22 protein-coding genes and 1 tRNA gene are annotated in these 23,779 nt (G+C 75.1%); 16 read left to right on the forward strand and 7 right to left on the reverse strand.

Going from position 1 to position 23,779, the window contains the following annotated elements; translation table 11 throughout:
- Positions 1-33 precede the first annotated feature (33 nt).
- Complete coding sequence (locus KM842_RS05360) at positions 34-771, forward strand: YidC/Oxa1 family membrane protein insertase (RefSeq protein WP_216261449.1); 738 nt, start codon at positions 34-36, stop codon at positions 769-771.
- Positions 772-832: 61 nt separating this feature from the next.
- Here KM842_RS05360 and KM842_RS05365 read toward each other — a convergent pair whose 3' ends face one another.
- Positions 833-1,084: a hypothetical protein gene (locus tag KM842_RS05365; protein WP_216261450.1), complete on the reverse strand. Its 252-nt coding sequence runs from the start codon at positions 1,082-1,084 to the stop codon at positions 833-835.
- A 456-nt stretch (positions 1,085-1,540) separates the two neighbouring features.
- On the opposite strand from KM842_RS05365, the gene KM842_RS05370 reads away from it, so the two are divergent.
- Together KM842_RS05370 and KM842_RS05375 are read left to right on the forward strand one after the other, a co-directional pair.
- Entirely contained in the window at positions 1,541-2,251 is a 711-nt protein-coding gene (locus KM842_RS05370; RefSeq protein WP_216261451.1) for a hypothetical protein, read from the forward strand.
- 215 nt (positions 2,252-2,466) lie between these two features.
- Positions 2,467-3,837, forward strand: coding sequence for an MFS transporter (locus KM842_RS05375; protein WP_216261452.1), 1,371 nt, complete (start codon positions 2,467-2,469; stop codon positions 3,835-3,837).
- Positions 3,838-3,859: 22 nt separating this feature from the next.
- Here the strand turns inward: KM842_RS05375 and KM842_RS05380 are convergent, their stop codons facing one another.
- The 4 genes from KM842_RS05380 to KM842_RS05395 all read right to left on the reverse strand — a co-directional run bounded on the left by KM842_RS05380 (position 3,860) and on the right by KM842_RS05395 (position 6,954).
- Complete coding sequence (locus KM842_RS05380; protein WP_216261453.1) at positions 3,860-4,318, reverse strand: NUDIX hydrolase; 459 nt, start codon at positions 4,316-4,318, stop codon at positions 3,860-3,862.
- Between the two features lie 80 nt (positions 4,319-4,398).
- Positions 4,399-5,454, reverse strand: coding sequence for an SGNH/GDSL hydrolase family protein (locus KM842_RS05385; RefSeq protein ID WP_216261454.1), 1,056 nt, complete (start codon positions 5,452-5,454; stop codon positions 4,399-4,401).
- Between the two features lie 116 nt (positions 5,455-5,570).
- Positions 5,571-5,924: a PRC-barrel domain-containing protein gene (locus tag KM842_RS05390; RefSeq protein ID WP_216261455.1), complete on the reverse strand. Its 354-nt coding sequence runs from the start codon at positions 5,922-5,924 to the stop codon at positions 5,571-5,573.
- Positions 5,925-5,970: 46 nt separating this feature from the next.
- On the reverse strand, positions 5,971-6,954 hold the full coding sequence (locus tag KM842_RS05395) for a glycosyltransferase family 9 protein (protein ID WP_216261456.1): 984 nt from the start codon (positions 6,952-6,954) through the stop codon (positions 5,971-5,973).
- Between the two features lie 152 nt (positions 6,955-7,106).
- Here KM842_RS05395 and KM842_RS05400 point away from each other — a divergent pair, with 152 nt between their 5' ends.
- From KM842_RS05400 to KM842_RS05430, 7 genes are all read left to right on the forward strand, one after another.
- Positions 7,107-7,655, forward strand: a complete 549-nt coding sequence (locus tag KM842_RS05400; RefSeq protein ID WP_216261457.1) for an HAD-IIIA family hydrolase — start codon at positions 7,107-7,109, stop codon at positions 7,653-7,655.
- The gene (locus tag KM842_RS05405; RefSeq protein ID WP_216261458.1) at positions 7,652-8,779 is read left to right on the forward strand and encodes a glycosyltransferase family 9 protein; all 1,128 of its coding nucleotides are present in this window, start codon (positions 7,652-7,654) and stop codon (positions 8,777-8,779) included. The genes KM842_RS05400 and KM842_RS05405 overlap by 4 nt, the downstream gene beginning before the upstream one ends.
- A gap of 64 nt (positions 8,780-8,843) precedes the next feature.
- Positions 8,844-9,881: a glycosyltransferase gene (locus tag KM842_RS05410; protein WP_216261459.1), complete on the forward strand. Its 1,038-nt coding sequence runs from the start codon at positions 8,844-8,846 to the stop codon at positions 9,879-9,881.
- Positions 9,881-11,257 (forward strand): glycosyltransferase, encoded by a 1,377-nt coding sequence (locus KM842_RS05415; RefSeq protein WP_216261460.1) that lies wholly within the window; start codon positions 9,881-9,883, stop codon positions 11,255-11,257. Before KM842_RS05410 ends, KM842_RS05415 begins: the two co-directional genes overlap by 1 nt.
- Positions 11,254-11,904, forward strand: coding sequence for a D-sedoheptulose-7-phosphate isomerase (locus tag KM842_RS05420; protein ID WP_216261461.1), 651 nt, complete (start codon positions 11,254-11,256; stop codon positions 11,902-11,904). Before KM842_RS05415 ends, KM842_RS05420 begins: the two co-directional genes overlap by 4 nt.
- Positions 11,901-13,292 carry a PfkB family carbohydrate kinase gene (locus KM842_RS05425; RefSeq protein WP_216261462.1) on the forward strand — a complete coding sequence of 464 codons (1,392 nt, stop codon included), beginning with the start codon at positions 11,901-11,903 and terminating at the stop codon, positions 13,290-13,292. The genes KM842_RS05420 and KM842_RS05425 overlap by 4 nt, the downstream gene beginning before the upstream one ends.
- A 50-nt stretch (positions 13,293-13,342) precedes the next feature.
- Complete coding sequence (locus KM842_RS05430) at positions 13,343-14,047, forward strand: SDR family oxidoreductase (RefSeq protein ID WP_216261463.1); 705 nt, start codon at positions 13,343-13,345, stop codon at positions 14,045-14,047.
- 894 nt (positions 14,048-14,941) lie between these two features.
- Here KM842_RS05430 and KM842_RS05435 read toward each other — a convergent pair.
- Positions 14,942-16,042: a glycosyltransferase family 9 protein gene (locus KM842_RS05435; RefSeq protein ID WP_253206263.1), complete on the reverse strand. Its 1,101-nt coding sequence runs from the start codon at positions 16,040-16,042 to the stop codon at positions 14,942-14,944.
- Between the two features lie 195 nt (positions 16,043-16,237).
- Here KM842_RS05435 and KM842_RS05440 point away from each other — a divergent pair, with 195 nt between their 5' ends.
- The 5 genes from KM842_RS05440 to KM842_RS05460 all read left to right on the forward strand — a co-directional run bounded on the left by KM842_RS05440 (position 16,238) and on the right by KM842_RS05460 (position 21,812).
- Positions 16,238-17,749, forward strand: coding sequence for an aldehyde dehydrogenase family protein (locus KM842_RS05440; protein WP_216261464.1), 1,512 nt, complete (start codon positions 16,238-16,240; stop codon positions 17,747-17,749).
- Complete coding sequence (gene rfaE2, locus KM842_RS05445) at positions 17,746-19,359, forward strand: D-glycero-beta-D-manno-heptose 1-phosphate adenylyltransferase (RefSeq protein ID WP_216261465.1); 1,614 nt, start codon at positions 17,746-17,748, stop codon at positions 19,357-19,359. Before KM842_RS05440 ends, rfaE2 begins: the two co-directional genes overlap by 4 nt.
- On the forward strand, positions 19,356-20,273 hold the full coding sequence (locus tag KM842_RS05450) for a glycosyltransferase family 2 protein (protein ID WP_216261466.1): 918 nt from the start codon (positions 19,356-19,358) through the stop codon (positions 20,271-20,273). Before rfaE2 ends, KM842_RS05450 begins: the two co-directional genes overlap by 4 nt.
- A gap of 142 nt (positions 20,274-20,415) precedes the next feature.
- The gene (locus KM842_RS05455; protein WP_216261467.1) at positions 20,416-21,009 is read left to right on the forward strand and encodes a molybdopterin-dependent oxidoreductase; all 594 of its coding nucleotides are present in this window, start codon (positions 20,416-20,418) and stop codon (positions 21,007-21,009) included.
- Positions 21,006-21,812 carry an FAD-binding oxidoreductase gene (locus tag KM842_RS05460; RefSeq protein WP_216261468.1) on the forward strand — a complete coding sequence of 269 codons (807 nt, stop codon included), beginning with the start codon at positions 21,006-21,008 and terminating at the stop codon, positions 21,810-21,812. Before KM842_RS05455 ends, KM842_RS05460 begins: the two co-directional genes overlap by 4 nt.
- A 379-nt stretch (positions 21,813-22,191) precedes the next feature.
- Here the strand turns inward: KM842_RS05460 and KM842_RS05465 are convergent.
- Positions 22,192-22,263, reverse strand: a tRNA-Gly gene (locus KM842_RS05465).
- A 123-nt stretch (positions 22,264-22,386) separates the two neighbouring features.
- Between KM842_RS05465 and KM842_RS05470 the strand changes: the two genes are divergently transcribed.
- A complete protein-coding gene (locus KM842_RS05470) occupies positions 22,387-23,769 on the forward strand; it encodes a serine hydrolase domain-containing protein (RefSeq protein ID WP_216261469.1) in 1,383 nt (460 codons plus the stop codon).
- The last annotated feature ends 10 nt before the right edge of the window (positions 23,770-23,779 follow it).

Here is a 23,779-nt window from a genome sequence, read left to right on the forward strand (position 1 = left end):
ACGCGACCGACCCCACCGACCGGAGGACCCCTCATGGACATCACCACCCTGCCCGTGCTCGCCACGGTGCTGCACGCCGGCGCCGCCGTCGTCACCACGCTCACCGACCTGCTCACCCCCGTCGTGGGGCCCGCCGGCGCTGCCCTCGCAGTCGTCGTCCTGACACTCGCGGTGCGGGTCGCCCTCGTCCCGCTCGCCGTGCTGCAGGTCCGGGCCGAGCGGGACCGCCGCCGGCTCGCACCGCGGATCGCCGAACTGCGACGGCGAGCGGGCCGCGACTCCGCGCGGTTCCAGCGCTCGCTGCAGGAGCTGTACGCCAGCGAGCACGTCTCACCACTCGCCGGCTGCCTGCCCGTGCTCGCGCAGGCGCCCGTCGTCTCGCTGCTCTACACCCTCTTCACGCACGCGAGCATCGACGGGACGGTGAACACGCTGCTCCGTGCCACCCTCGCCGGCATCCCGTTGGCGCAGTCGGCCGTCGCGGTCGTCACGTCACCGCTGTGGGTGCACGGGTGGCTGGTGCTCGCGCTGCTCGTCGTCCTCGCCGTGGCCGTCGAGTGCACGCGCCGCTCGCAGCTGCACTGGAACCCGGCGCCGGAGGCGGACCCGACCGTGCCCGGCGCGGCGGCGATGACCGGGGCGGCCCGCTGGCTCCCGTTCGTGTCGGTCGTGTTCGCGGCGCTCGCCCCCCTCGCCGCCGCGCTCTACCTGCTCACGAGTGCGCTCTGGACGCTCGCTGAGCGAGCGGTCCTCCGGCGGGTACTCCGCTAGCGCGGACCCGTGGCAGGAGCGACGGGTCGGAGGTGCGGGCGGTCGCTCGGCGGGGTGCCCGTCAGCCGCCCTGGCCCTCCTGCTGCGGACCCTGGTCCACCGGGTCGTACTCGGCGTCGCGACCCTGCTCCTCCTCCGGGAGGGGAACGTGCCGCTCCGTGCCGCTGCCGCCCGGGCTCGTCGCGACGTAGTCGGCCTCGCCGGACTGCGTGTCGTGGCTGAGCGGTTCGAGGGTCTCCTCGTCGACGTCCGCCGGCGTCGATCCGGTGGCGTCGGCGGGGTTGGTCGGCTGGTCGTGGTGCGCATCGGTCATCCCTCGGGCGTACTCCGTGCGCTCTGGGTGCGCGCCGGGACCGCGCCGGTGGCAGGCTGAGCGCAGGCGTGACGACGAGGAGCGCGCATGAGCCGGACCGACGACGACGCGGCAGCACGCACGCGTCTCGAACGCATCGCCTGGGGTGCCGGGTCGACGCCCGCGGAGGCGGCGCGCGCCCGCATCGCGCTCGCGGACCTCGACCGGGAGGCGCGCCGGGACTCCGCCCCGCCGGTCCCGCCGCACGGTCGGCGGGGTCGCGAGGCTCCGGGGACGACGACGGGCCGGCGACGCCCAGACTCCCGGGTTGACTCCCCCGCCCCCGCTGCCGCCCCCGCGGCGCCACGGACTGCGCCGCCGCGCGTCGTCCCTCCCGAGGCCGATGACCGGGTCCTCCCGCCGTCGCCCGCTGCGACCCGGACCGCAGCTCCCGCGACACCGGCGGCGCTCCCGCCCGTGGCCGCCGGGCCGGCGACGGACGGGAGCACCCTCGACGGACGAGCGGGCCGCGACCACGCACGAGCCGACTCCGACGACGGCCGAGCCGACCGGGACGAGGGACGCGCCGCTGACGGCGGTGACCCCGTGCCGGACCGGGCCGTCGACGACCGGGCCGAGCCGGGCCTCCTGGCCGGGGTGCGGCGGCTGGGCCGGCGTGTGCGGCGGACCGACCGGACCGTGCTGTGGGGACTCGGCGCGGCGGCCGTCGTGGTTGGGCTCGTCGCCGGGGTGGGAGTCGGCCTCTCGGTCGGCACCCGCAGCACCCAGGCCGCGACGGCGGCCGTGACCCCGGCCGTCGGGACCGTCACGCTGGAGCAGATGCTCGACATGCCGCAGACGTACGCCGACGAGCTGCCCGGTTCGGTCGAGGCGCCGGTCGCCCTCCGGACCACGCGCCTGGTCTTCACGAACCGGTCGCTCTCGGGGGCCTCCGGGGCGACGCCCTGGAACGTGTGGGCCGGGGTCGGGCGGGACGGCTCGTCGATCTGCCTGGTGGCCTCGGCCGACCGCATCGAGGGCTCGAGCGCCTGCTACCCGCGGGAGGACGCCCTGCACGGGACGGTGTCGCTGACCGCGACCTCGCTGAGCGGGACGCTGTGGGTGCGGCTCGTCGGTGGTGCGGTGCGCGGCACGGTGACGAGCGCTGCACCCGCCTCGATGTACTGAGTCCGGATTGGAGCGCTCCTGAGAGCCCGGGGAGAGATGCTCCGGGGCCCTCGCGGGATCACGCTGCACCGTGCAACACTGGACGGAGCGCACTCGCCGTGGAGTGGCCAGAACCACATCTCCACACACAACCCCGTCCACCCGAGCGCGCTCCACCCCCGGTCGACCAGTCGTCCGCGCGCGCTCCTCGCACGTCCTCGAGGAGGTCAGCCGCCATGTCGACGACCAGCAACCGAACCGTCCACCCGTACACGACGCCGATCACCGTGACGACGTCCTCGGTGGTCGGCATCGCCGTGCTCGGGCTCGCCACGTTCTTCGCCATCACGACCGAGCTCATGCCCGTGGGCCTGCTCGGCACCATGAGCCAGGACCTCGGCGTCACCGAGTCGACCATGGGCATCGTCATCACCGTCTACGCCGCGGCCGTCGCCCTGCTCGCGCTGCCGTTGACGTCACTGACCGCGAAGCTGCCGCGCAAGACCGTGCTCGTCGCGACCCTCGTCGGGTACACGCTGTCCAACGCGCTCGTCGCCCTCGCACCGTCCTTCGCCGTCGTCTGCGCGGGTCGGGTGGTCGGCGGCATCGCGCACGCCCTCTTCTTCTCCGTCGCCTCGGCGTACGCCACGCGGATCGTGCCGCCGCGGCTGGCCGGACGGGCGATCGCCTTCGTCTACTCCGGCAGCTCCCTCGGGTTCGTGATCGGCGTGCCCCTGGCCACCGGGGTGGGCCAGTCGCTCGGCTGGCGTCCGGCCGTCGGCGCCGTCGCTGCGTGCGCGGCCGTCCTCGCCGTGGTCGCCGCCGTGTTCCTGCCGTCCGTCCGCGGTGCCGCGTCGCCGCACATCGGGTCGCCGCGGGCCTGGGCGCGCACCGGTCTGCTGTCCGTCGTCGTCGCCGACCTGCTGCTGTTCGCCGGGCACTACGTCGTCTACACCTACATCGGCCCGTACGTCGTCGACGCCGGGCTCGACGTCGGCATGGTCTCGGGCGCGCTGCTCGTCCTCGGCGGTACGGGCGTGATCGGGCTCTGGCTCGCGGGCTTGTTCGTCGACCGCGCACCCCGGCAGACCCTCGTCGCCGCGATCGCCGCCATGGCCGTGGCCTTCGTCGCGCTGCCGTTCGCCCACGGGTCGCTCGTCGGCACGATGGTCGTCGCGGGCGTCTGGATGGCGGCGAACGGCACGACCGGCACGCTCTTCATGGCCGCAGCGATCCGCACCGGCGGCGTGAGCCCGGAGATCGCCGGCGCGTTGGTGAACGGCGCCTCGAACATCGGCATCGCCGGTGGTGCGGCGCTCGGCGGGCAGGTCCTCGGGCTCGCCGGCCTGCAGTCGCTGCCGTTCGCCGGCGCGGTCGTGCTCGTCGGCGGGTTGTCCGTCGTCGTCCTCGCCCGCCGCGGCTTCCCGGTGCACAGCGCGGCCCAACAGCACCTCAGCACGTCGTCCGTCGAGGTCCTCACCTCGTCGCTCGCCGTCGTCACGAGCTCGATCCCGACCGTCAGCCGGGCGATCCAGACGATCACCGGCTCGGTCGCGACGGTGCACCGCGCGGCGACGGGATCGATCCGGACCTCGCAGGAGCACTGAGGACCGCCGGTCGCGGCGGGGTTCAGTGCCGGGTGACGAGGGCGTCGAGCGCGGCCACCTGCCCGGCGACGACGAGCGCACGGGCCTCGGCGACCGGCGTCCAGCGGGCGTCGTCCACCTCGGGCACCTCGACGAACCGTCCGGATCCGCGCGGCAGCTCGACCGACACGGTGTTGCTCCGCACGAAACCGATCGCCGGGTCCGGGGCGTGCAGGGCGAAGACGGTCACGACCTTGCCCGACGCCTGCCGGAACGTGCCGAGCAGGTCGGGGGTGCCGGCCGGCGGATCGGCGCCGATCTCCTCGCGGAACTCGCGGAGCGCCGTGGCGAGGTCGTCCTCCCCGGCTGCCGGCTCCCCCTTCGGGATGCTCCAGGCTCGGGGGCGGCGGCGCCAGAACGGGCCACCCATGTGTGCGATGAACACCTCGAGCGCAGGCCCGTCCCCGCGGTGCAGCAGGAGTCCGACGGCGCGAGGGGGCACGCTCGGAGACTACCCGCGGGTGTCGGCGGACGACCGGAGCCCGGGCCGGCTCCCCCGGCTGCCGTCCCGACGGGGCGGCGTCAGTCGAACGCGCGCCGGAGGACGTCCGACGTCCGGTCGGTCAGGTAGCGGACACCGGTGTGGTTCGGGTGCAGGGCACCGGGCTGCAGGTCGATCTGACTGAAGCCGCCGAGCGAGTCGAGCGAGATGCCCTCGACGTAGGCATCCCGCCGCGCGCAGGCCGAGTGCGCCTGGGTGTCGGCGAAGACGTCGACGAAGGTGACCCCGGCAGCCCGTGCCGCGTCCCGCCCGACCTGGTCGAGCTGCTCCTGGACGCCGTGCAGCCAGCGGACGTCGGTGTCGGTGAACGGGTAGGTGTCGCCCGGGAACTGCCCGGCCAGGGTGCCGAGGTCGACCGCGGCACGGAAGCAGCCCGTCGCCGGCGTGTGCTCGGCGTCCGGGAAGATCGCCGGGTAGCCGAGCAGGACGACCTCGGCGTTCGGGGCCGCCCGGCGGACGTCCGCCAGGGTCTCCGCGATCCCGAGCGCCACGCGTCCCTGGATCTTCGCGTCGAGGGTGTCCAGGCCGTCCCGGACCAAGGTGCTGCGGCACGACGGCGCGTTCCGGCCCGAGAAGACCGGACCGGAGGCCGACAGCGCCAGGCACGAGGCGGCGGTGCCGAAGAGGTCGGCGTCGTTGCCGCCGATCGTCAGCGTGACGAGCCGGGTCGACCGGGACAGCGCCTCGACCTGCGGCGGTGCACCGCGGAACTGCGTGCGGTCGCGGACGTCCTCGCTCGTCGCCCCGGCGCACGTGACGTCGGTCAGGTCCAGGCCGAAGCGCGCGGCGACGCGGTGCGGGAAGTCCTCACCGGACTGGGCGCACGCGGCGACGGGCAGTCCGGTCGGGTGGCGGAGACCGTAGCCGGCGGAGTACGAGTCGCCGAGCGCGACGTACTCGCTGCCGGGCGGCAGGTCCGCGAGCGTCTCGGACGGGTCGTCCGGAACGGGGAACGGCTGCGGGACCGGCCACTGCGGGGCGGCGACCGCGGCCTCGGGAGCACCCGGCGTGCCGACCGGACCGCCGGCCAGGACCCCGCCGACGAGCAGCACGGACGCCACGAGCGCGGTGGACACGCGGGAGGACGTCGAGCGGCGCAGGATGGGCTCCGGGTGGTCGGGTCGGGCGGGCGCCCCCTGGTTCGGGGTCGAGCGGACCAGGCTAGCCGGTCCGACTCGACCCCGCGGACGGGTCAGCGACGGCCGAGACGACGCTCGCCGTTGACGCCCGCCTGGTACGCGATGCCGTAGTGCTGGAAGAGCTCCGGCTCGGTCGCGGCGTCGAGCTCGCCGTCCGTCGCGATCGAGGGCGCGTCCTTCACGGTCTTCTTGTCGAACGCGACCCGCAGGTGCTTCGGGGCGACGGTCGCGCCGACGAGCGGCACGAAGACGAGCTTCTTGCCGACCACACCGGTCGTGACGGACCCGAACGCCGGGTCCTGCGTCGCGGTGTCGTAGTAGATGCTCTCGAGGGTGCCGATCTTGTCCTCCTGGTCGTCGACGACCGGCAGGCCGATCCAGTCCCGGATGTTGGCTGCTTCGAACACGGCGGCTCCCTCCGACGACCGGACCGTCCGTGCCGTCGGATCGACGCTACCGATCGGCGCTGGGTGCGGTGCCGGTCGGCGTCACGCCCAGTCCGTCCACCGCGGTGAGGACGTCGACGGCGGACACGGCGAGGATGGCTGGGTCCGGGTCCTCCGCGAACACGTCACCGCGGCGTACCGAGGCGTCGGTGAGCACCACGTGCGGGCCGGACGCCGGCGGGCCCCAGGCCTCGGGCGGGGCCGGGCCGAAGAGCACGACGGACGGGATGCCGTAGGCCGAGGCGAGGTGCGCAGCACCCGTGTCGACGGTGACCAGGAGGCTCGCGGCTGCGACGACGGCGGCGAACGGCTGCAGGTCCAGGCGTCCGGCCAGGACGGCTGCGTCGTCGAGGCCGGCCGACGCGGCGACGGCCAGCGCCCGCTCGACGTCGTCCGCGCCTCCCGTCAGCACCACGTGGTGACCGCGCGCGACGAGCCCGCGCACCACCTCGGCGAAGCGGTCGACCGGCCAGTGCCGCGCGCCGTGGAAGGCACCGACGTGCACGACGGCGGCGCCCGCGACGACCGGGGGCACGGCCGGGACGGCGATCGAGACGTCGTCCGGGTCGGCGGGCATGCCGTGTGCGGTCATCAGGCCCGCCCAGCGCTCGCGTTCGTGGACGTCGTGCTGCCACTCGGGTCCGTCCGGGGCACCGTGGCCGATCACCCGACGCGCCTGCAGGGCGTCGATGAGCTGACCGGACTCCGGTCCGGCACCGTGCAGGTTGACTGCGACGTCGACGACCCCGGCCGGCACCGCGATCGGGTGGTCGAGGCCGTGCTGCGCGAGGTGCACGTCGACGTCGGTCACCAGCTCGACGACGGGGGCGAGCCACGCCGTCGTCGCGAGGGAGATCCGGTGGCCCGGGAAGGCCCGGCGGAGGGCGTGCAGCGCGGGCACGGCGACGAGCAGGTCGCCGAGCTTGATCGCCCGGAGCACGACGAGCTCCGGGCGGCCGTCGGACGGGGGCAGGGTGGGTACGGCGGTCACGAGGCCCGACGCTACCGGGCGCCGACCGTGCCGTCCGCACACCGCGTCGGGCGCGGGCGTCCCGGCAGCGGCACGCCGTGGCGGCTGTCCACAGCGCGCCACCGGACGCCGTCCGGTTGGGCGGGTCCCCCTCCGGCCCGGTAGAGAGGGGTGTGGCCCTCTCCGACCGACCGCTCCGCGGCGTGCTCTTCGACCGCGACGACACCCTGGTGGTCGACGTCCCGTACAACGCCGACCCGGCCCGCGTCGTGCCGGTGCCCGGAGCCGCCCGCGCGGTCGCCGCGGCCCGCGCCGCCGGTCTGGCCGTGGGCGTCGTGACGAACCAGTCCGTCATCGCCAAGGGCATGGCCTCCCGCGAACAGGTGGACGCGACGAACGCGCGGGTGGACGAGCTCGTCGGGCCGTTCGACGTGTGGGAGCTGTGCCCGCACGACCGCGACGACGATTGCGCGTGCCGGAAGCCCCGGCCCGGCATGGTGCTCCGCGCTGCCGAGCGGCTCGGGCTCGACCCCGCCGACCTCGTCGTCGTCGGGGACATCGGTGCCGACGTCGGCGCCGCCGAGGCCGCGGGTGGGCAGGGCATCCTCGTCCCGACCGCGCGCACGCTGCCGGCCGAGGTCGCCGCGGCCACCACCGTCGCAGCGACGATCGAGGAGGCCGTCGCCCTGGTCCGTGCCCACGCGGCGCCGGTGTCGGCGTGAGCGTCGGCGCGGTCGGGACGGCCGTCACCGGGGGCTCCACCGGGCACGGTCGCCGCGTGCTCGTCGCCCGCCTCGACTCGTTCGGTGACGTCCTGGTCACCGGTCCCGCCGTCCGCGCGGTGGCCGCCGGAGCCGACCACGTGACCCTGCTCTGCGGTCCCCAGGGCGCCCCGGCCGGAGCGCTGCTGCCCGGCGTCGACTCGCTGCGGGTCTGGGCGGCACCGTGGGTCACCGAGACCGTCCGGCCGCTCGACGACGCCGTCCTCGCCGAGTTCCGCGCGCTCGTCGCCGAGGAACGCCCGGACGAGGCGGTCGTGCTGACCTCCTTCCACCAGTCGCCCCTGCCGCTCGCGATGCTCCTGCGCCTGGCCGGCGTCCCGAAGGTCTCCGGCGCGTCGGTCGACCACCCTGGCTCGCTGCTCGACGTGCGCCTGCGCCCCGGGGAGGACCTGCCCGAGGACGTCCCCGAACCCGAGCGGGCGCTGCGGATCGCCGCCGCCGCCGGCTTCCCGCTGCCGTCGGACGACGACGGACTCCTCCACGTGGCCGTCGACGACGACGTCGCCGTGCCCGCGGAGGTCGCCGCGCTCGACCGGTACGTCGTCGTGCACCCCGGTGCCAGTGTGGAGGCCCGCTCCTGGCCGCCGTCCTCCCACCGTGCGCTCGTGGCCGAGTACCACCGCCTCGGCGTCCCGGTCGTCGTCACCGGCTCCCCCGGTGAGCGCGGCCTCACCGCGGACGTCGCCGGGACGACCGGCATCGACCTCGGCGGGCGCACCTCACCGGCCGAGCTCGCGGCGGTGCTCGCCGGGGCCGAGGTGGTCGTCGTCGGCAACACCGGGCCGGCGCACCTCGCCGCCGCGGTCGGTGCCCGGATCGTCAGCCTGTTCTCACCCGTCGTGCCCGCCGTGAAGTGGGCTCCGTACGCCGAGCACGTCGAACTCCTCGGCGACCAGCAGGCCCCGTGCCGCCTCAGCCGGGCCCGCGACTGCCCGGTCCCGGGACACCCGTGCCTGGCCGGCGTCCGCGTCGAGGACGTCCTGGCGGCCCACGAACGGCTCGTCGGCTGCGCTCTCCGGACGATCGACGCCTCCCTGCGAGCAGGACCAGACAGCCGTGCGTAGCGTGCGGCACTGCTCCTCCTTCTCCTTCTCCTCCTCCCGATCGACAGCGACCGAAAGGCAGTGCATGCGGATCCTCGTGTGGCACGTGCACGGCGGCTGGATGGACGCCTTCGTCCGCGGCCCGCACGAGTACCTCATCCCGACCACCCCGGAGCGTGACGGTTGGGGGCTCGGCCGTGGCGGTCGGGCCTGGGGCACGAACGCCGTCGAGATCGCACCCGAGGACGTCGTCGACGCGGACGTCGACCTCGTCGTCCTGCAGCGCCCCGAGGAGCTCGAGGTCGCCCGACGGCTGCTCGGTGGCCGCGACGTCCCGGTCGTCTTCGTCGAGCACAACGCCCCGCGGGTCGACGTGCCGGACAGCCAGCACCCGTTCCGCGACCGCGACGACGTGACGATCGCGCACGTCACGCACTGGAACGCCCTGATGTGGGACTGCGGTTCCACGCGCACCACCGTCGTCGAGCACGGCGTCGTCGACCCGGGCCCGCTGTACTCCGGCGAGCTCGAGCGGTTCGGTGCCGTCATCAACGAGCCCGTGCGCCGCAACCGCGTCGTCGGCACCGACCTGCTCCCCCGCTTCGGCGCCGTCGCCCCCGTGGACGTCTTCGGGATGGGCACCGAGAAGCTCCCCGAGCTCGGCCACGGCGACCTGCTCGTCGGCATGGGTGACGTCAAGCCGGACCCCATGCACGCCGCGCTCGCCCGGCGCCGCGCCTACGTGCACGCCAACCGCTGGACCTCCCTCGGGCTCTCGCTCATCGAGTCGATGCACATGGCGATGCCCGTCCTCGTGCTCGCCACGACCGACGCCTCGCGCACCGTGCCCGCCGAGGCCGGCGCGATCGGGACCGACGTCGAGGAGCTGGTGCGCGCCTCCCGGACGCTGCTCGAGGACCCGGACGAAGCCCGCCGTCGCGGTCTCGTGGCCCGCGAGGCCGTCCTGGCGCGGCACGCGCTGTCGCGGTTCACCGCGGACTGGGACGAGCTGCTGGACGACGTGCTGACGAGGCACCGCGCCGCCCGGCGCGCACCGCGTCCCGAGCGGACGGCGGAGACCGTCGGCGCTGCCGCGTCGACGGACGGTGGGAGGAGCAGCTGATGCAGATCGCCATGGTCTCCGAGCACGCGAGCCCGCTCGCGACGCTCGGCGGGGTCGACGCCGGTGGACAGAACGTCCACGTCGCGGCCCTCTCCGCGGCGCTGGCCGACCGCGGCCACACCGTCACCGTCTACACCCGCCGGGACGACGCCACCCTGCCGACGCGGGTCCCGCTCCGGCAGGGTGTCGACGTCGTGCACGTCGACGCCGGACCGGCCGAGCACGTCCCGAAGGACGACCTGCTCCCCTACATGGGCACGTTCGCGCAGGTGCTGGCGTCCGAGTGGATCACCGACCGGCCCGACGTGGTGCACGGCCACTTCTGGATGTCCGGGCACGCGACCATCGACGCCGTCGGCCAGGTGCAGGCGCGCATCGGCGGCCCGCGCATCCCCGTCGTGCAGACCTTCCACGCCCTCGGCGTCGTGAAGCGTCGCCACCAGGGGTCCGCCGACACGAGCCCGGCCGAGCGCGAGTGGCTCGAACCCGCCGTCGGCCGCGGTGCCGACCAGGTCGTCGCCACCTGCTCCGACGAGGCGTTCGAACTGAAGAGCCTCGGCGTGCCGCTCCGGTCCATCTCCGTCGTCCCGTGCGGTGTCGACGTCGAGCTGTTCCGACCGGACGGCGCCGTCGAGGAACGCGGCCGCACCTTCCGCGTCCTCACCGCCTCCCGACTCGTGCAACGCAAGGGCGTCGGCACGACCATCGCCGCCGTGGCGCAGCTCGTGCAGGCCGGCCGCGACGTCGAACTCGTCGTCGTCGGCGGCGCGGGCACCGCGGGCGCGGACCTGCCCGACGACCCCGAGTACCAGCGGCTGGACGCACTGGCCCGGGAGCTCGGCATCCGCGACCACGTGTCCTTCCGCGGGCAGCTCGCGCAGGAGCAGATGGGCGAGGTGTACCGCAGCGCGGACGTGGTCGTCTGCGCCCCCTGGTACGAGCCGTTCGGGATCGTCCCGCTCGAGGCGATGGCGTGCGGCGTCCCCGTCGTGGCGTCCCGCGTCGGCGGCCTCATCGACACCGTCGTCGAGGACGCGACCGGCCTGCACGTCGAACCGCGCGACGAGGACGGCCTGGCGGTCGCCCTCGGTGCGCTCCTCGACGACCCGGAGCGTCGTGCCGCGTACGGCGCCGCCGGTCGTCGCCGCGCCGAGTCGCGGTACACCTGGCGCAAGGTCGCGACGGACACCGAGCGCGTCTACGAGCGACTCGTCGCCGGCGGCCGCTTCCACACCCCCCGCCCCGCGCCGGGCCGCACCACGACCGCGCCCGTCGCCACCACCGCGTCGGGCGCCCGCACCACGGACACCGTCCGACCCGCCGAGGGCGCGATGGCCGACGCCACGCTCCCCATCACCGAGAGGAACGCCCGATGACCATCGAGCAGACCGGGATCGGCACGACCGAGTCCACCCCCGTCGACGGCTCCGACGTGAGCGCGGCCACGAGCACGCGCGTCGTGCTCGACCACATCGCCGCGTCGGTGCCCGTCATCGCGTCGCTCGTCGACCACGGCGACCACATCGCCGCGTGGGCCGACGACATCGCCGCACGCCTGGTCGCCGGTCGCCGCCTGCTCGCAGCCGGCAACGGCGGGTCCGCCGCGGAGGCCCAGCACCTCACCTCGGAGCTCACCGGCCGGTTCGACGGCGACCGACCCGCGTACTCCGCGATCTCGCTGCACGCCGAGACGTCAGCGGTCACCGCCATCGGCAACGACTACGGCTTCGAGCAGGTGTTCGCCCGGCAGATCCGCGCGCACGCCCGTGCCGGTGACGTCGTCGTCCTGCTGAGCACGAGCGGCAAGAGCCCGAACCTCCTCGCCGCCGCGGCCGCTGCGCGGGACGCCGGTGCGCGCTCCATCGCGATGACCGGTGCGCTCCCGAACCCGCTCGCGAGCGCCGTCGACGACGTCATCGCGATCGACGGCCCGTCCGCCAACGTGCAGGAGGCGCAGCTCGTCCTCGTGCACGCCCTGTGCCGCGCCATGGAGCCGGTGCTCCGCCGAGGAGGCACCCGATGACCGACCGCCAGCTCCGCATCGTCGTCGTCGGCGACACCCTGCTCGACGTCGACGTCAGCGGCACGAGCGAGCGGCTCAGCCCGGATGCCCCGGTGCCCGTGCTCGACGTCCGCTCCGAGGACAGACGGGCCGGTGGCGCCGGACTGGTCGCCACGATGCTCGCGAAGGACGGACACGACGTCCGGCTCGTCACGGTGCTCGGTGACGACGCCCCGGCCGACCGACTCCGATCGCTCCTGCCCGGCGTCACCATCGTCGAGGGCCCCTCCGGCGCCCCGACCCCGGTGAAGACCCGCGTCCGGGTCGGCGACCACGCCCTGGTCCGCATCGACGAGGGCTGCGACACCCCGCCGGTCCCCGCCGTGACCGAGGCCATGCGCACCGCGCTCGACGAGGCCGACGCCGTCATCGTCGCCGACTACGGCCGCGGGCTGACCGCGGCCGAGGAGATGCGCGCCGCACTCACCGCCGTCGCCGCGCACACGCCGGTCGTGTGGGACCCGCACCCGAAGGGCGAGGCCCCCGTCGCCGGTGTGACCGTCGTCACGCCGAACGCCAGCGAGGCGCAGCGCTTCACCGGGCTCGGCGGCACGGGTGTCGCCTTCGCCACCGACGCCGCCGCGGAACTCGTCACCCGGTGGGAGGCACACGCCGTCGCCGTCACGATGGGCGACCGCGGCGCACTCGTCGGTCGACGCACCGACCGTGGTCTCGACTCCCGCTTCGTCCCCGCGCCGTCCGTCACCGCCGGGGACCCCTGCGGCGCGGGCGACCGCCTGGCCGCCGGCGTGGCCGTCGCCCTCGCGTCAGGTGCGGAGATCGCCGACGCCGTCACCGCCGGGGTGGCAGACGCCTCCGCGTACCTCGCCGCCGGCGGGGTGGCCTCGCTCGTCGCGGGCGCTCCCCCGGCCCCCATCGCGGTGCCCGGGACCGCCCGTGACGCCCTCCGCATCGCCCACGACGTCCGCGCCGCCGGCGGGGTCGTCGTCGCGACCGGTGGCTGCTTCGACCTCCTGCACGCCGGACACGCCCGGACGCTCTCGGCGGCCCGGGCCCTCGGCGACTGCCTGGTCGTCTGCCTCAACTCCGACGACTCCGTCCGTGGGCTCAAGGGCCCCGACCGGCCGATCATGGGCCAGGACGACCGGGTCGAACTCCTGCTCGCGCTGGACTGCGTCGATGCCGTCGTGGTGTTCGACGAGTCCACGCCCGACGAGGCCCTCCGCCGCTTCAAGCCCGACGTCTGGGCGAAGGGCGGCGACTACACCGCCGACGAGCTCCCCGAGTCGGTCACGCTCGCCGAGTGGGGCGGACGCGTCGTCACCGTCCCCTTCCACCCGGGACGATCGACCACCCGCCTGGCCGCGGCGATCGAACGCGTCGGCTGAGCCCCAGCACTCCTCCTCACGACCACAGCACCACGACACGAAGGACATCCATGCCCGTCCCCACCACTCCCATCGGCCGCGTCCTCGTCACCGGCGGCGCCTCCGGACTCGGCGCTGCCGTCGTCGCAGCCGTCACCGAGGCCGGCGGCACCCCGATCGTCCTCGACCTGCGCATCGACGCGGTCCCCGAGGGCGTCGACGCCGTCGCCGTGGACGTCTCGGACACCGACGCCGTCGAGCAGGCGGTCCGCGAGGCCGTCGAGCGCCACGGGGGCCTGGACGCCGTCGTGACCGCCGCGGGCATCGACACCCCGGCACCCATCGACGCGATCTCGTCCGGCGACTGGGAGAAGATCGTCGGCGTCAACCTGATCGGGACCGCGTCGACCCTCCGTGCTGCCCTGCCCGCGCTCGAGGCAACCCACGGCCGCGTCGTCACCATCTCATCGTCCCTCGCCCTGCGCGGCGTCGGCCACGGCACCGCGTACTCCGCGTCGAAGTTCGGCGTCCGCGGGTTCTCGCAGGCCCTCGCCGCCGAGACCGCCGGCCGCATCGGCGTCACGAACGTGATCCCGGCGGGCATGCGCACGAACTTCTTCGCCGACCGCACCGAGCAGTACAAGCCGGGGCCGGACGCGCAGCTCATCGAGCCGGAGTACGTCGCGAACTCGATCATCTTCGCGCTCTCGCAGCCCGCGGGCTGCGAGATCCGCGAGCTGTCGATCATGCCGGCGACTGAGCCCAGCTGGCCGTGACCGGCGCGCGCGCCTGACGGACGGGAGGCCCGGTACCAGCTGGTACCGGGCCTCCCGTCCGCCCTGTGGGCGGGTGCCGGCTGCGCCGGCCGCGGGCTGCGCCGGCCGCGGGCTGCGGCGGCCGGGGGCTGCGCCGGCCGGACGGGTTGGGTCGGCCGGACGGGTCGGGTCGGCCGGACGGGCCGGGTCGGCCGGGACGCGCCCGGCCGCCCCCGCCGAGGTCGCACGAACCGCCGCCCGCCCCGCCACTCGGCGGCCCTTCGTGCGACCTCGCCGGCCGACGCGCGGCAGGTCCTGCGACCCCGACCGGCTGGGCCCGCCGCCGAAGCCCGTCCGGCAGACTCGCCCGGTCCCTCCCGCCGAGGTCGCTCGAACCGCCGACCCGTCCGTCGCTCAACGACCGAACGCGCGACATCGGCGGCCAGCTTGCGGCAGGTCGTGCGACCTCGACCGGCTGCGCTGCCGCCGGCCCGACCCGCCGACGCGCCCGGCCGCCACCGCCGACGTCGCACGAACCGCCGTGCCTTCTCGGCGAGGTCGCACGAACTGCTCGCCGAGACGCCGGGCACCGGCCGGTCGTGCGAACTGGGCGGCATGCGCGCGGCGTGTCCTGCGGCATCGGCCGCCTGCGCTGAGCCCCCGCCGAGGAGTCTGGCCGCGGACGCGGGCAGCGACACGCGCGCGGGTACGGCCGGCGCGGGCGCACGAAGCGCTGGCCCGGACGCTTTGCGACGGCCTGTTGTGCAACCTCGACGGGTGGCGGGTGGCATGTCCTGCGACCTCGGCCGCCCGCCGAAGCCGCGCGCCCGCCAGCCGCGCACCAGCCAGCCGCGCACCAGCCAGCCGCGCACCAGCCAGGAGGCGCAGCCCGCCCGGCCACCCCGGGCACCCCCGTCAGTTGGTCGCGAGCAGGTCCTCGACGTCCGCGAGCACCCGGTCCGGCGTGATCTCGTCGACGAAGGACGGGTCGTGCTCGCACCGCTCGGCCGTCCATCCCACCTGGGTGACGTCGACACCGCACACCGGGCAGCGCGTGACGAAGCTCATCAGGACCCGGTGCCGTCCTCGGTCGAGCGGGCCCGCGTTGATGACGTTGCCGAACCAGAACACGCCGACGGTGGGCGTGCCGACGGCGACGGCGAGGTGGCGCGGGCCGGAGTCGTCGCCGACCATGACGTCCGCGGCCCCGAGCACGGCGGGCAGTTCGCGCAGCGGCAGGGTCCCGGTGAGGTCGTGGAGGCGTCCGGCGACCGAGGGACCGACGGCCTCGGCGACCGACGCCCGGATGCTCGTGGCGGCCGGCCGGTCCGAGTCGTCGCCGACGAGCACGACGTCGTCGCCGGCCTCGAGCCGCGCGATCGCGACGGCGGCGAAGCGCTCCGGGCTCCAGCGACGGCGGGGGTCGGTCGCACCTGGGTGCATGGCGACGAGGCGCCCGCGGACCCCGAGCCGGGCCCGGACGGCGGCACGTTCCTCGTCGCTGACGGTGAGGCGGGGGTCGAGCGTGACGGGTTCGGCGCCGGCGAGTCCGACGACCTCGAGCGCCCGCAGGACCTCGTGCTGGTAGTACACGTAGCGGACCCAGCGCTCGGTGGTGGTGGCGTCCTCGGTGGCGGTGCCGACCGAGTGCGCGGCACCGAGGCGCAGCAGGAACGGGTTCGAGTTGCGGCCTCCACCGTGCAGCTGGACCGCGAGGTCGAACCGCCCGTGCAGCCGCGCGAAGAAGTCGTCCACGTCCGGGGCACCCTCGCCACCGTCGCGGACGCCCGGCGACACCGGGAGCTCCTCGACGGCGTGCACCGCGTCGGAGCGTCCGTCGAGCAGTGCGGCGGCCATGGGCGTGCCGAGCAGGGTGAGCCGCGCCTCCGGGTAGGCGGCGGCCAGGGCCTCGATCGCCGGCATCGCGAACATCAGGTCGCCGAGCCCTCCGCCGCGGAGCACCGCGATCTCGCGGACCCCCTCGAACCGCTCGCCGCCACGTCCGATCTGCACCACGCCCGTCGTCCTCCTGGTCTCCGACGTGGTCGGACAGTCCGTCCTCGTCCCTTCGTTCCTACCGATCCACGCCCGGGACGGCCCGCAGCTGCGTCCCGTGGACACGCTGGACCGATCCGTGGGCACACACAGCAGGAGCAGTGCAGCGTAGGAGGCCCGGTCCCCACGGGACCGGTCCACCACGAGAGGACGCACATGACGCTCGACGCCCCCACCACCTCCGCTCCGTCGTCGGACGAGTCGTCCGCGGACACGATCACGGTGCTCGACCCCGTGACCGGTGCGGTGGCCTCGGAGACCCGTCGCAGCACGGCGGACGAGGTGCGTGACGCCGTCGCGCGTGCACGGGCGGCAGCGACCGGGTGGGCCCGCACCGCCCCGGGCGAGCGCGGCGCGATCCTCCGTGCGGCGGCCGAGCGGCTGCGCGACCACGCCGAGGACCTCGCGGCGATGAACACCCGCGAGACGGGCAAGGTCCCGGGCGACGCGCTCGGCGGTGTCGAGGCGGGCATCAACACCCTCGTCCAGTACGCCGAACTCGGCCCGCTGCACCGCGGCGAGGCGCTGCGAGGCAACCACGGCGCCGCCGACTTCGCCGTCCCGCACCCCCGCGGCGTCGTGCTCGCACTGACCCCCTGGAACGACCCGGTCGCGGTCGCCTGCGGCATCCTCGGGGCGGCGATCGTCGCCGGCAACACGGTCGTGCACAAGGGCAGTGAGCGCAGCCCCGGCACGATCGCCCTGCTCAACCGCCTGCTCGCCGCCGAGCTGCCCGAGGGCGTGCTGGTCGGCGTCGACGGCGACGCGACCACGGGCGAGCAACTCCTGGCCGAGGACGGCATCGCCGTGTACGCGCACGTCGGCTCCACGGCCACGGGCGACCGCCTCGCCGAGGCCGCCCTGCGCACCCGAGCCCACGTGATCCGTGAGAACGGCGGCAACGACGCCGCGGTGGTCGACGCCGACGTGGACCCGGTGTGGGCCGCCGACCAGGTCGCGCTCGGGTCCTTCGCGAACACCGGCCAGATCTGCACGAGCGTCGAGCGGGTGTACGTGCACCGCGACATCGCCGACGAGTTCACCGCGGCCCTGGTCAGTGCCGCCGAGCGGAAGACCGCCTCGGCCGCCGCCGACTTCGGACCGCTCGTCGACGAGCGGCTCCGCGCGACCGTGCAGCAGCACGTCGACCAGGCCGTCGCGTCGGGTGCCCGAGTGCTCACCGGCGGCAGCGTCCCCGAGGGCGCCGGCACGTTCTACCCGGCGACCGTCCTGGCCGACTGCACGGACGACATGCTCGTCCTCACCGAGGAGACGTTCGGGCCGATCGCGCCGCTGCGCATCGTCGAGGACCTCGAGGAGGGGCTCCGCCTGGCCGCCGAGGACCGCTACGGCCTGGCCGCCACCGTCCTGACCGGCGACACCGCGACCGCGCTCCGTGCCGCCGCGGAGCTCCCCGTCGGCACCGTGAAGATCAACGCCGTCTTCGGTGGGGCCCCGGGTGGCAGCGCCGAGCCCCGCGGCGCCTCCGGCTCCGGCTTCGGGTACGGCCCGCACCTGCTCGACGAGATGACGACCACCACCGTCGTCCACCTCGAGGCCGCCCCGCGCCGGACGACCACCACGGCCCCGGCCGGCGCGACGACGGTCGACCCCGCGACCGCCGGGAGCCACGACACCGACACCGCGACGGCCCAGGACGTCCGATGAGCGCCGACGTCCGCTCCGTCCGCCGGGTCGTCGACGAGGTCGCCGCCGGGCAGCCCGTCGTCGTCGTGGTCGGCGACGTCATCCTCGACCGCTGGACGGTCGGCGCTGCAGAGCGCGTCTCGCGCGAGGCGCCCGCCCCCGTCGTGCGGGTCACCGAGACGATCGCCGTCCCGGGAGGCGCGGCCAACACCGCCGTGAACGCCCGGGCCCTGGGTGCGCGCGTCCGGATGGTCGCGCTCGTCGGCGACGACGAGACCGGTCGCGTCCTCCGCGACCGCCTCGACGCGGCGGGCGTCGACACCCGCTGGCTCGTCGCCGTGCCCGGCGCGACGACCACGTGCAAGGACCGCATCGTCGGCGGTGACCGCGTCGTCGTGCGCGTCGACGACCTCGCCGCCGCCCCGAGCGCCGACGACACCGCCCTGCTCGCCGAGGCGACGGCAGCGGCCGTCGCCGGCACCGTCCCCGCCGACGCGCGGGCCGCTGCGCCCGGCGACACCGCCGAGCGCGCCGACACCGTCGTGGTGTGCGACTACGACCTCGGCGTCGACGCCACCGCGATCGTGCCCGTCCTCGAACGTGACCGACCGACGACGGTCGTCGTGGACGCGCACGACCTCGGCCGATGGAGCGCACTGCACCCCGACCTCGTCACCCCGAACGCGGGCGAGACGGCCGGGTTGCTCGGCCGCGACCTGGGGCAGGGCGCCGACCGGGCCGCGACCGTCGTCGCCGCACGTGACGAGGTCCTCGCCGTCACCGGTGCCCGGAACGCCGTCGTGACCCTGGACCGCAACGGCACCGTGCTCCTCGAGTCGTCGTCGTCCGCGGTCGACGTGCACCGCACCCGGGCCACCCCGGCGTCCGAGCAGCAGGCGTCCGGTGCCGGCGACACGTTCTGCGCGGCGGCCTCGGTCGCCCTGGCGGTCGGCACCCCGGTCCGCGAGGCCGTCTCGTTCGCCCAGGCAGCAGCCGACGTCGTGGTGCGCGAGGCCGGCACGTCGGTGTGCACCGCCGACGCGCTCGTGGCGTCGGTGTCCGCGCCGGCCGAGACCGTGGTCGACCACGACGAGCTGGCCGACGCGGTCGACGAGGCCCGTCGCGCCGGACGCCGCATCGTGTTCACGAACGGCTGCTTCGACGTGGTGCACCGTGGCCACACGACGTACCTGCGGCAGGCGAGCGAACTGGGTGACCTGCTCGTCGTCGCGTTGAACGACGACGACTCGGTCCGCCGGCTCAAGGGCCCGGAGCGACCGATCAACACCGCGGAGGACCGGGCCGGCGTCCTCGCTGCCCTGGCGTGCGTCGACCTGGTGACGGTGTTCGCGACGGACACCCCCATCCCCCTCATCGAGCGGATCCGGCCGGACGTCTACGTCAAGGGCGGGGACTACTCCCCCGAGATGCTCAGCGAGACCGAGGTCGTCCGCGCCCACGGCGGCGAGGTCGTCATGGTCGACTACGTCGCCGAGCACTCCACGAGCGCCGTCGTCCGACGCATCCGTGAGACCGCCGCCGGCGCCGGCACGACCGGCCGCGCGCCCGCCGACACCGGCCCGGCCGGCACCGCACCCGCGGGCCCGGCCGTCGTGCCCGGGGACGCATGACCGCGGGCGCACGCTGGTCCGGCGAGTGGGGCCGCGCCTCCGGGTCGACCGTGGTCGCGGACGCCCCGGTCGACGTCGACGTCCTCATCCCGACCGTCGGCCGGACGGCCGAGCTCGCCGCGACGCTGGCGGGCCTGGCTGCGCAGACCGAGGTCGCGTTCCGCCTGGTCCTCAGCGACCAGTCGGAGACCGGCGACGTCGCCCTGCGGCCGGCGGTCGCCGCCATGGTGCGCGTCCTGGAGGCGCAGGGCCGTCCCGTCACGCTGCTCACCCACCCGGAACGGCGCGGCCTGGCCGAGCACCGGCAGTTCCTGCTCGACCACGCCACCGCCGACGCCGTGCTCTTCCTGGACGACGACGTGTGGCTCGAGAACGGGTCGCTGCACCGGATGCTCGACGCGCTGCGGTCGCTCGACACCGGCTTCGTCGGCAGCGCCGTCCAGGGCCTGTCGTACCTGCAGGACCGCCGGCCGCACGAGACCGCCCCGTTCGAGCTGTGGGACGGCCCCGTCGTCCCCGAGGTCGTCCGTCGCGGCTCCCCGGGCTTCGACCGGTGGTCCCTGCACAACGCTGCGAACCTGGCGCACGTCGCCGCCGACCTCGAGGTCGAGCCCGGCGGCTGGCTGCCCTACCGCGTGGCGTGGATCGGCGCGTGCGCCATGTACGACCGTGCCGCGCTGGAGACCGTCGGCGGCTTCGGGTTCTGGGCATCGCTGCCGAACGGTCATGCGGGCGAGGACGTCGTCGCCCAGTGGCGGGTCATGGAGCGCTTCGGCGGGGCGGGCATCGTCCCGTCCGGCGCCGTGCACCTCGAGGCGCCGACCACGGTGACGGACCGCTCGGTGGACGCCCCGGACGTCGTGTTCGCGCACGAGCGCGAGCAGCACGACGGCCGCGTGCAGCAGCACCCGTAGCGGTACCGACCACGGCGGGGCGGCGCGCGCGCTCCGACGCCGGACCCGTCCCGCGCGATGGCTGACAAGACCCCTGCCGTGGTGCAGGATCGGAACGAGCGGGCCGGGACGACGCCTGCCACGACGAGGGAACGAGGACGCGATGGCCACCTTCACGCGCGGGTTCGGCGGACGCCGCCGCGACGCCGACGACAGCCGGATCCCGCCGGGCCAGACCCTCGTGCAGGACTGGCCGGTGCTCTCCGCCGGGGCGACCCCGGAGATCGAGCCGTCCGAGTGGAGCTTCTCGATCCAGACCGAGTCCGGCCTGCACTCGTGGACGTGGGACGAGGTCCGTGCGCTCGGGCTCGAGGACGTCACGGTCGACATCCACTGCGTGACGCACTGGACGAAGCTCGGCATGGGCTGGCGCGGCGTGCCGCTCGACAAGCTGTTCGCCGAGGTCGAGACCTCGCTCGACTTCTGCATGGTGCACAGCTTCGGCGGCTACACGACGAACGTGCCGCTCGACGAGCTGCTCGAGGGCCAGGCGTGGATCGCCTTCGAGGCCGACGGCGAGCCCCTCACCCCCGAGCACGGTGGTCCGGCCCGGCTGCTCGTGCCGCACCTGTACTTCTGGAAGAGCGCGAAGTGGGTCCGCGGCATCGTCATGCACGCCGAGGACGAGCCGGGCTTCTGGGAGAACGCCGGCTACAACATGCACGGCGACCCGTGGAAGGAAGAGCGGTACTGGTGACCCTGCCGACCACCGACCGGTCCGGCCCGGAGGCCCGCCCCGCGTCCGCCGCGCCGGCCCGGCCGCTCCGCCGCCCGGCCTGGCACCCCGCCACGGTCGCTGCGCTCGCCCCGGAGACCCCGAACGCCCGTCGGCTCGTGCTCGACGTGCCGACGTGGCCCGGCAACGACCCCGGGCAGCACCTCGACCTGCGGCTGACCGCGGAGGACGGCTACCAGGCGACCCGCTCGTACTCGATCGCCTCGTCCGGCGACGGCACGCGCGTCACGCTCGCCGTCGACCGGGTGGAGGACGGCGAGGTGTCCCCGTTCCTCGTCGACGCCGTCGAGGTCGGGGACGCGCTCGAGGTGCACGGCCCGCTCGGCGGCTGGTTCGTCTGGCATCCCTACACCGACACCCGTCCGGTGCAGCTCATCGCGGGGGGATCGGGCATCGTGCCGCTCCTGCCGATGGTGACCGCGCACGCCGAGGCCGAGGACCCCACGCCCTTCCGCCTGCTCTACGCCGTCCGGACCCCGGAGGACGTCTTCTTCCGTCGGGAGCTCGACGCGGCCCTGGCGACGGCCGACCGGGCTCCGTTCGACCTCGAGGTCGTGCACAGCCGCCGCGCTCCCGAGGGCGCCGCGACCCCGGCCGGCCGCCTGACCCGCGACCGCCTCGCTGCGGCGGTCCTGCCGCCGGAGGCCGGTGCGCGCCTGTACGTCTGCGGGTCCACCCCCTTCGTCGAGCAGGTCCTGCGCTGGCTCGGCGAGCTCGGACACGACACCACCGAGGTGCGTGCGGAGCGGTTCGGCGGCGCGTGACGACGGTCGTCGACGCCTGCGACGGTCACCGGGTCGGTCTGCCGGGCACCAGGGCGGTCGTCAGCGACCGAGCCACCGTGTCGGCGGTCGCGGTGCGAGTCGACACGCCCTGACGGACGGAAGCGTGCGGGAAACCGCATCGTCCGACTCCGGACCCACCCCGCGGCGCTCCTGCTCCGAAGACGTCCCCGGGCCCGCGACCGGACCACCCATCCGGGGGCCACACCGGAGGCGACGACGCCTCCGCGCCGGTGGGCGCGGGGACCCGAACCCTGCGCCTGCCGGTGCGTCCGGTCCGAGCACCCGCCCGGAACGACAGAACCCCGCCCGGAACGACAGAACCCCCCGACCATGAGGCCGAGGGGTTCCGTGTGTTCCGAGCGGATGACGAGATTCGAACTCGCGACCCTCACCTTGGCAAGGTGATGCGCTACCACTGCGCCACATCCGCACGCTGACCACCGGGGTGACCAACGTCGTCCACTGTACCCGACCTGTCGCCGGAACCGGGCCTCCCGTCCGCGTGTCGGGCGCGCCGCGCGCCGGGACCGGCCGCCGGGCTAGGGTCGGACGCGTGACGACGACGTTCCGACGCAGTTCCCCGTCCGCCCTCGGCATCGACGCGGCCGGTGTCGACCGGCTCGCGACCGCCCTCGAGCAGACACCGCTCGTGGAGCCGCACAGCCTGGTCGTCCTGCGGCACGGCGCGGTCGCCGCCGAGGGGTGGTGGGCGCCGTTCACCCCGGACCGTCCGCACCTGCTGTACTCGCTCAGCAAGAGCTTCACCGCGGCGGCCGTGGGCATCGCGGTCCGCGCCGGCCTGGTCGACCTCGACGCGACGGTGATCAGCCACTTCCCCGAACTCGACTCCGAGGTCACCGACGCCCGAACGCGGCGGATGCGGGTGCGACACCTCCTCGCGATGGCGAGCGGACACCGCACCGAGACGATCGACCGTGCCGAGGCGATCGACCCGACGAACACCGTGCGCGGGTTCCTGCTCCTCCCGCCCGACGAGGAGCCCGGCAGCGTGTTCGCCTACAACCAGCCGTGCACCTACACGCTCGGCGAGATCGTCCGGCGGGTCAGCGGCGGCTCGCTGCTGGAGTTCCTGCGCCCGCGGCTCTTCGCGCCACTGGGCATCGACGACTTCACCTGGCGTCGGGACGAATCCGGCGCCGAGCTCGGCTACAGCGGCGGGTACACGACGACGGACGCGATCGCCGCGCTCGGCCAGCTGTACCTGCAGCGCGGGGTGTGGGACGGCGAGCGGATCCTCGACGAGGACTGGGTCGAGCAGGCAACCAGCGTCCAGGTCGCCAACCCGGACGAGACGAACCCCGACTGGTCACAGGGATACGGCTTCCAGTTCTGGATGGCCCGCCGCGGTTTCCGGGGCGACGGTGCGTACGGGCAGTTCTGCGTGGTGCTCCCCGAGCACGACGTCGTCGTGGCCGTCACCGGCCAGAGCCTCGACATGCAGGCCGTCCTCGACGCCGTGTGGGCGCACCTCCTGCCCGCGGTCGGCCGCGACGGCTCGGCGGACGCCGACGACGCACTCCGCGACCGGCTGGCCGCCCTCGCCCTGCCGCCGCTCACCGGCGGGCCGCTCGGCAGCCTCCCCGCGGTCGCGCCGTCCTCGCCGGTCCCGGTCGGCGGCGACTCCGGCCTGGAGGCGGTGCACCTGTCCCAGGACGCGGACCGTCGGTGGGTGGTCACCCTGGTCGACGCGTCCGGCGAGGTGACCGCGCCGGTCGGTGAGGGCGTGTGGCTCGTCGCAGGTGCGACCGCCGCGAGCGGTGCGCGCACGGGTGACGCGGTGGCGGTCGACGTCCGCTTCGTCGACACCCCGCACCTGCTGCACGTGCGGGCTGACCTGGCCACGGGCGCCGTCACTGCCGCGTGGGAGACCCAGCCGCTGCACGACGGGGTGGCGACGCTCCGCCGCCAGGGCTGAGCGGCGGCCC

This window comes from Curtobacterium sp. L6-1 (assembly GCF_018885305.1).
GTDB lineage: Bacteria > Actinomycetota > Actinomycetes > Actinomycetales > Microbacteriaceae > Curtobacterium > Curtobacterium aetherium.

Coding starts and splice junctions, on each gene's coding strand:
- KM842_RS05365 (WP_216261450.1), bottom strand. CDS start 1,084: ATGACCGATGCGCACCACGACCAGCCGACCAACCCCGCCGACGCCACC.
- KM842_RS05420 (WP_216261461.1), top strand. CDS start 11,254: ATGACCATCGAGCAGACCGGGATCGGCACGACCGAGTCCACCCCCGTC.
- KM842_RS05450 (WP_216261466.1), top strand. CDS start 19,356: ATGACCGCGGGCGCACGCTGGTCCGGCGAGTGGGGCCGCGCCTCCGGG.
- KM842_RS05375 (WP_216261452.1), top strand. CDS start 2,467: ATGTCGACGACCAGCAACCGAACCGTCCACCCGTACACGACGCCGATC.
- rfaE2 (WP_216261465.1), top strand. CDS start 17,746: ATGAGCGCCGACGTCCGCTCCGTCCGCCGGGTCGTCGACGAGGTCGCC.
- KM842_RS05425 (WP_216261462.1), top strand. CDS start 11,901: ATGACCGACCGCCAGCTCCGCATCGTCGTCGTCGGCGACACCCTGCTC.
- KM842_RS05360 (WP_216261449.1), top strand. CDS start 34: ATGGACATCACCACCCTGCCCGTGCTCGCCACGGTGCTGCACGCCGGC.
- KM842_RS05440 (WP_216261464.1), top strand. CDS start 16,238: ATGACGCTCGACGCCCCCACCACCTCCGCTCCGTCGTCGGACGAGTCG.
- KM842_RS05410 (WP_216261459.1), top strand. CDS start 8,844: ATGCGGATCCTCGTGTGGCACGTGCACGGCGGCTGGATGGACGCCTTC.
- KM842_RS05455 (WP_216261467.1), top strand. CDS start 20,416: ATGGCCACCTTCACGCGCGGGTTCGGCGGACGCCGCCGCGACGCCGAC.
- KM842_RS05415 (WP_216261460.1), top strand. CDS start 9,881: ATGCAGATCGCCATGGTCTCCGAGCACGCGAGCCCGCTCGCGACGCTC.
- KM842_RS05430 (WP_216261463.1), top strand. CDS start 13,343: ATGCCCGTCCCCACCACTCCCATCGGCCGCGTCCTCGTCACCGGCGGC.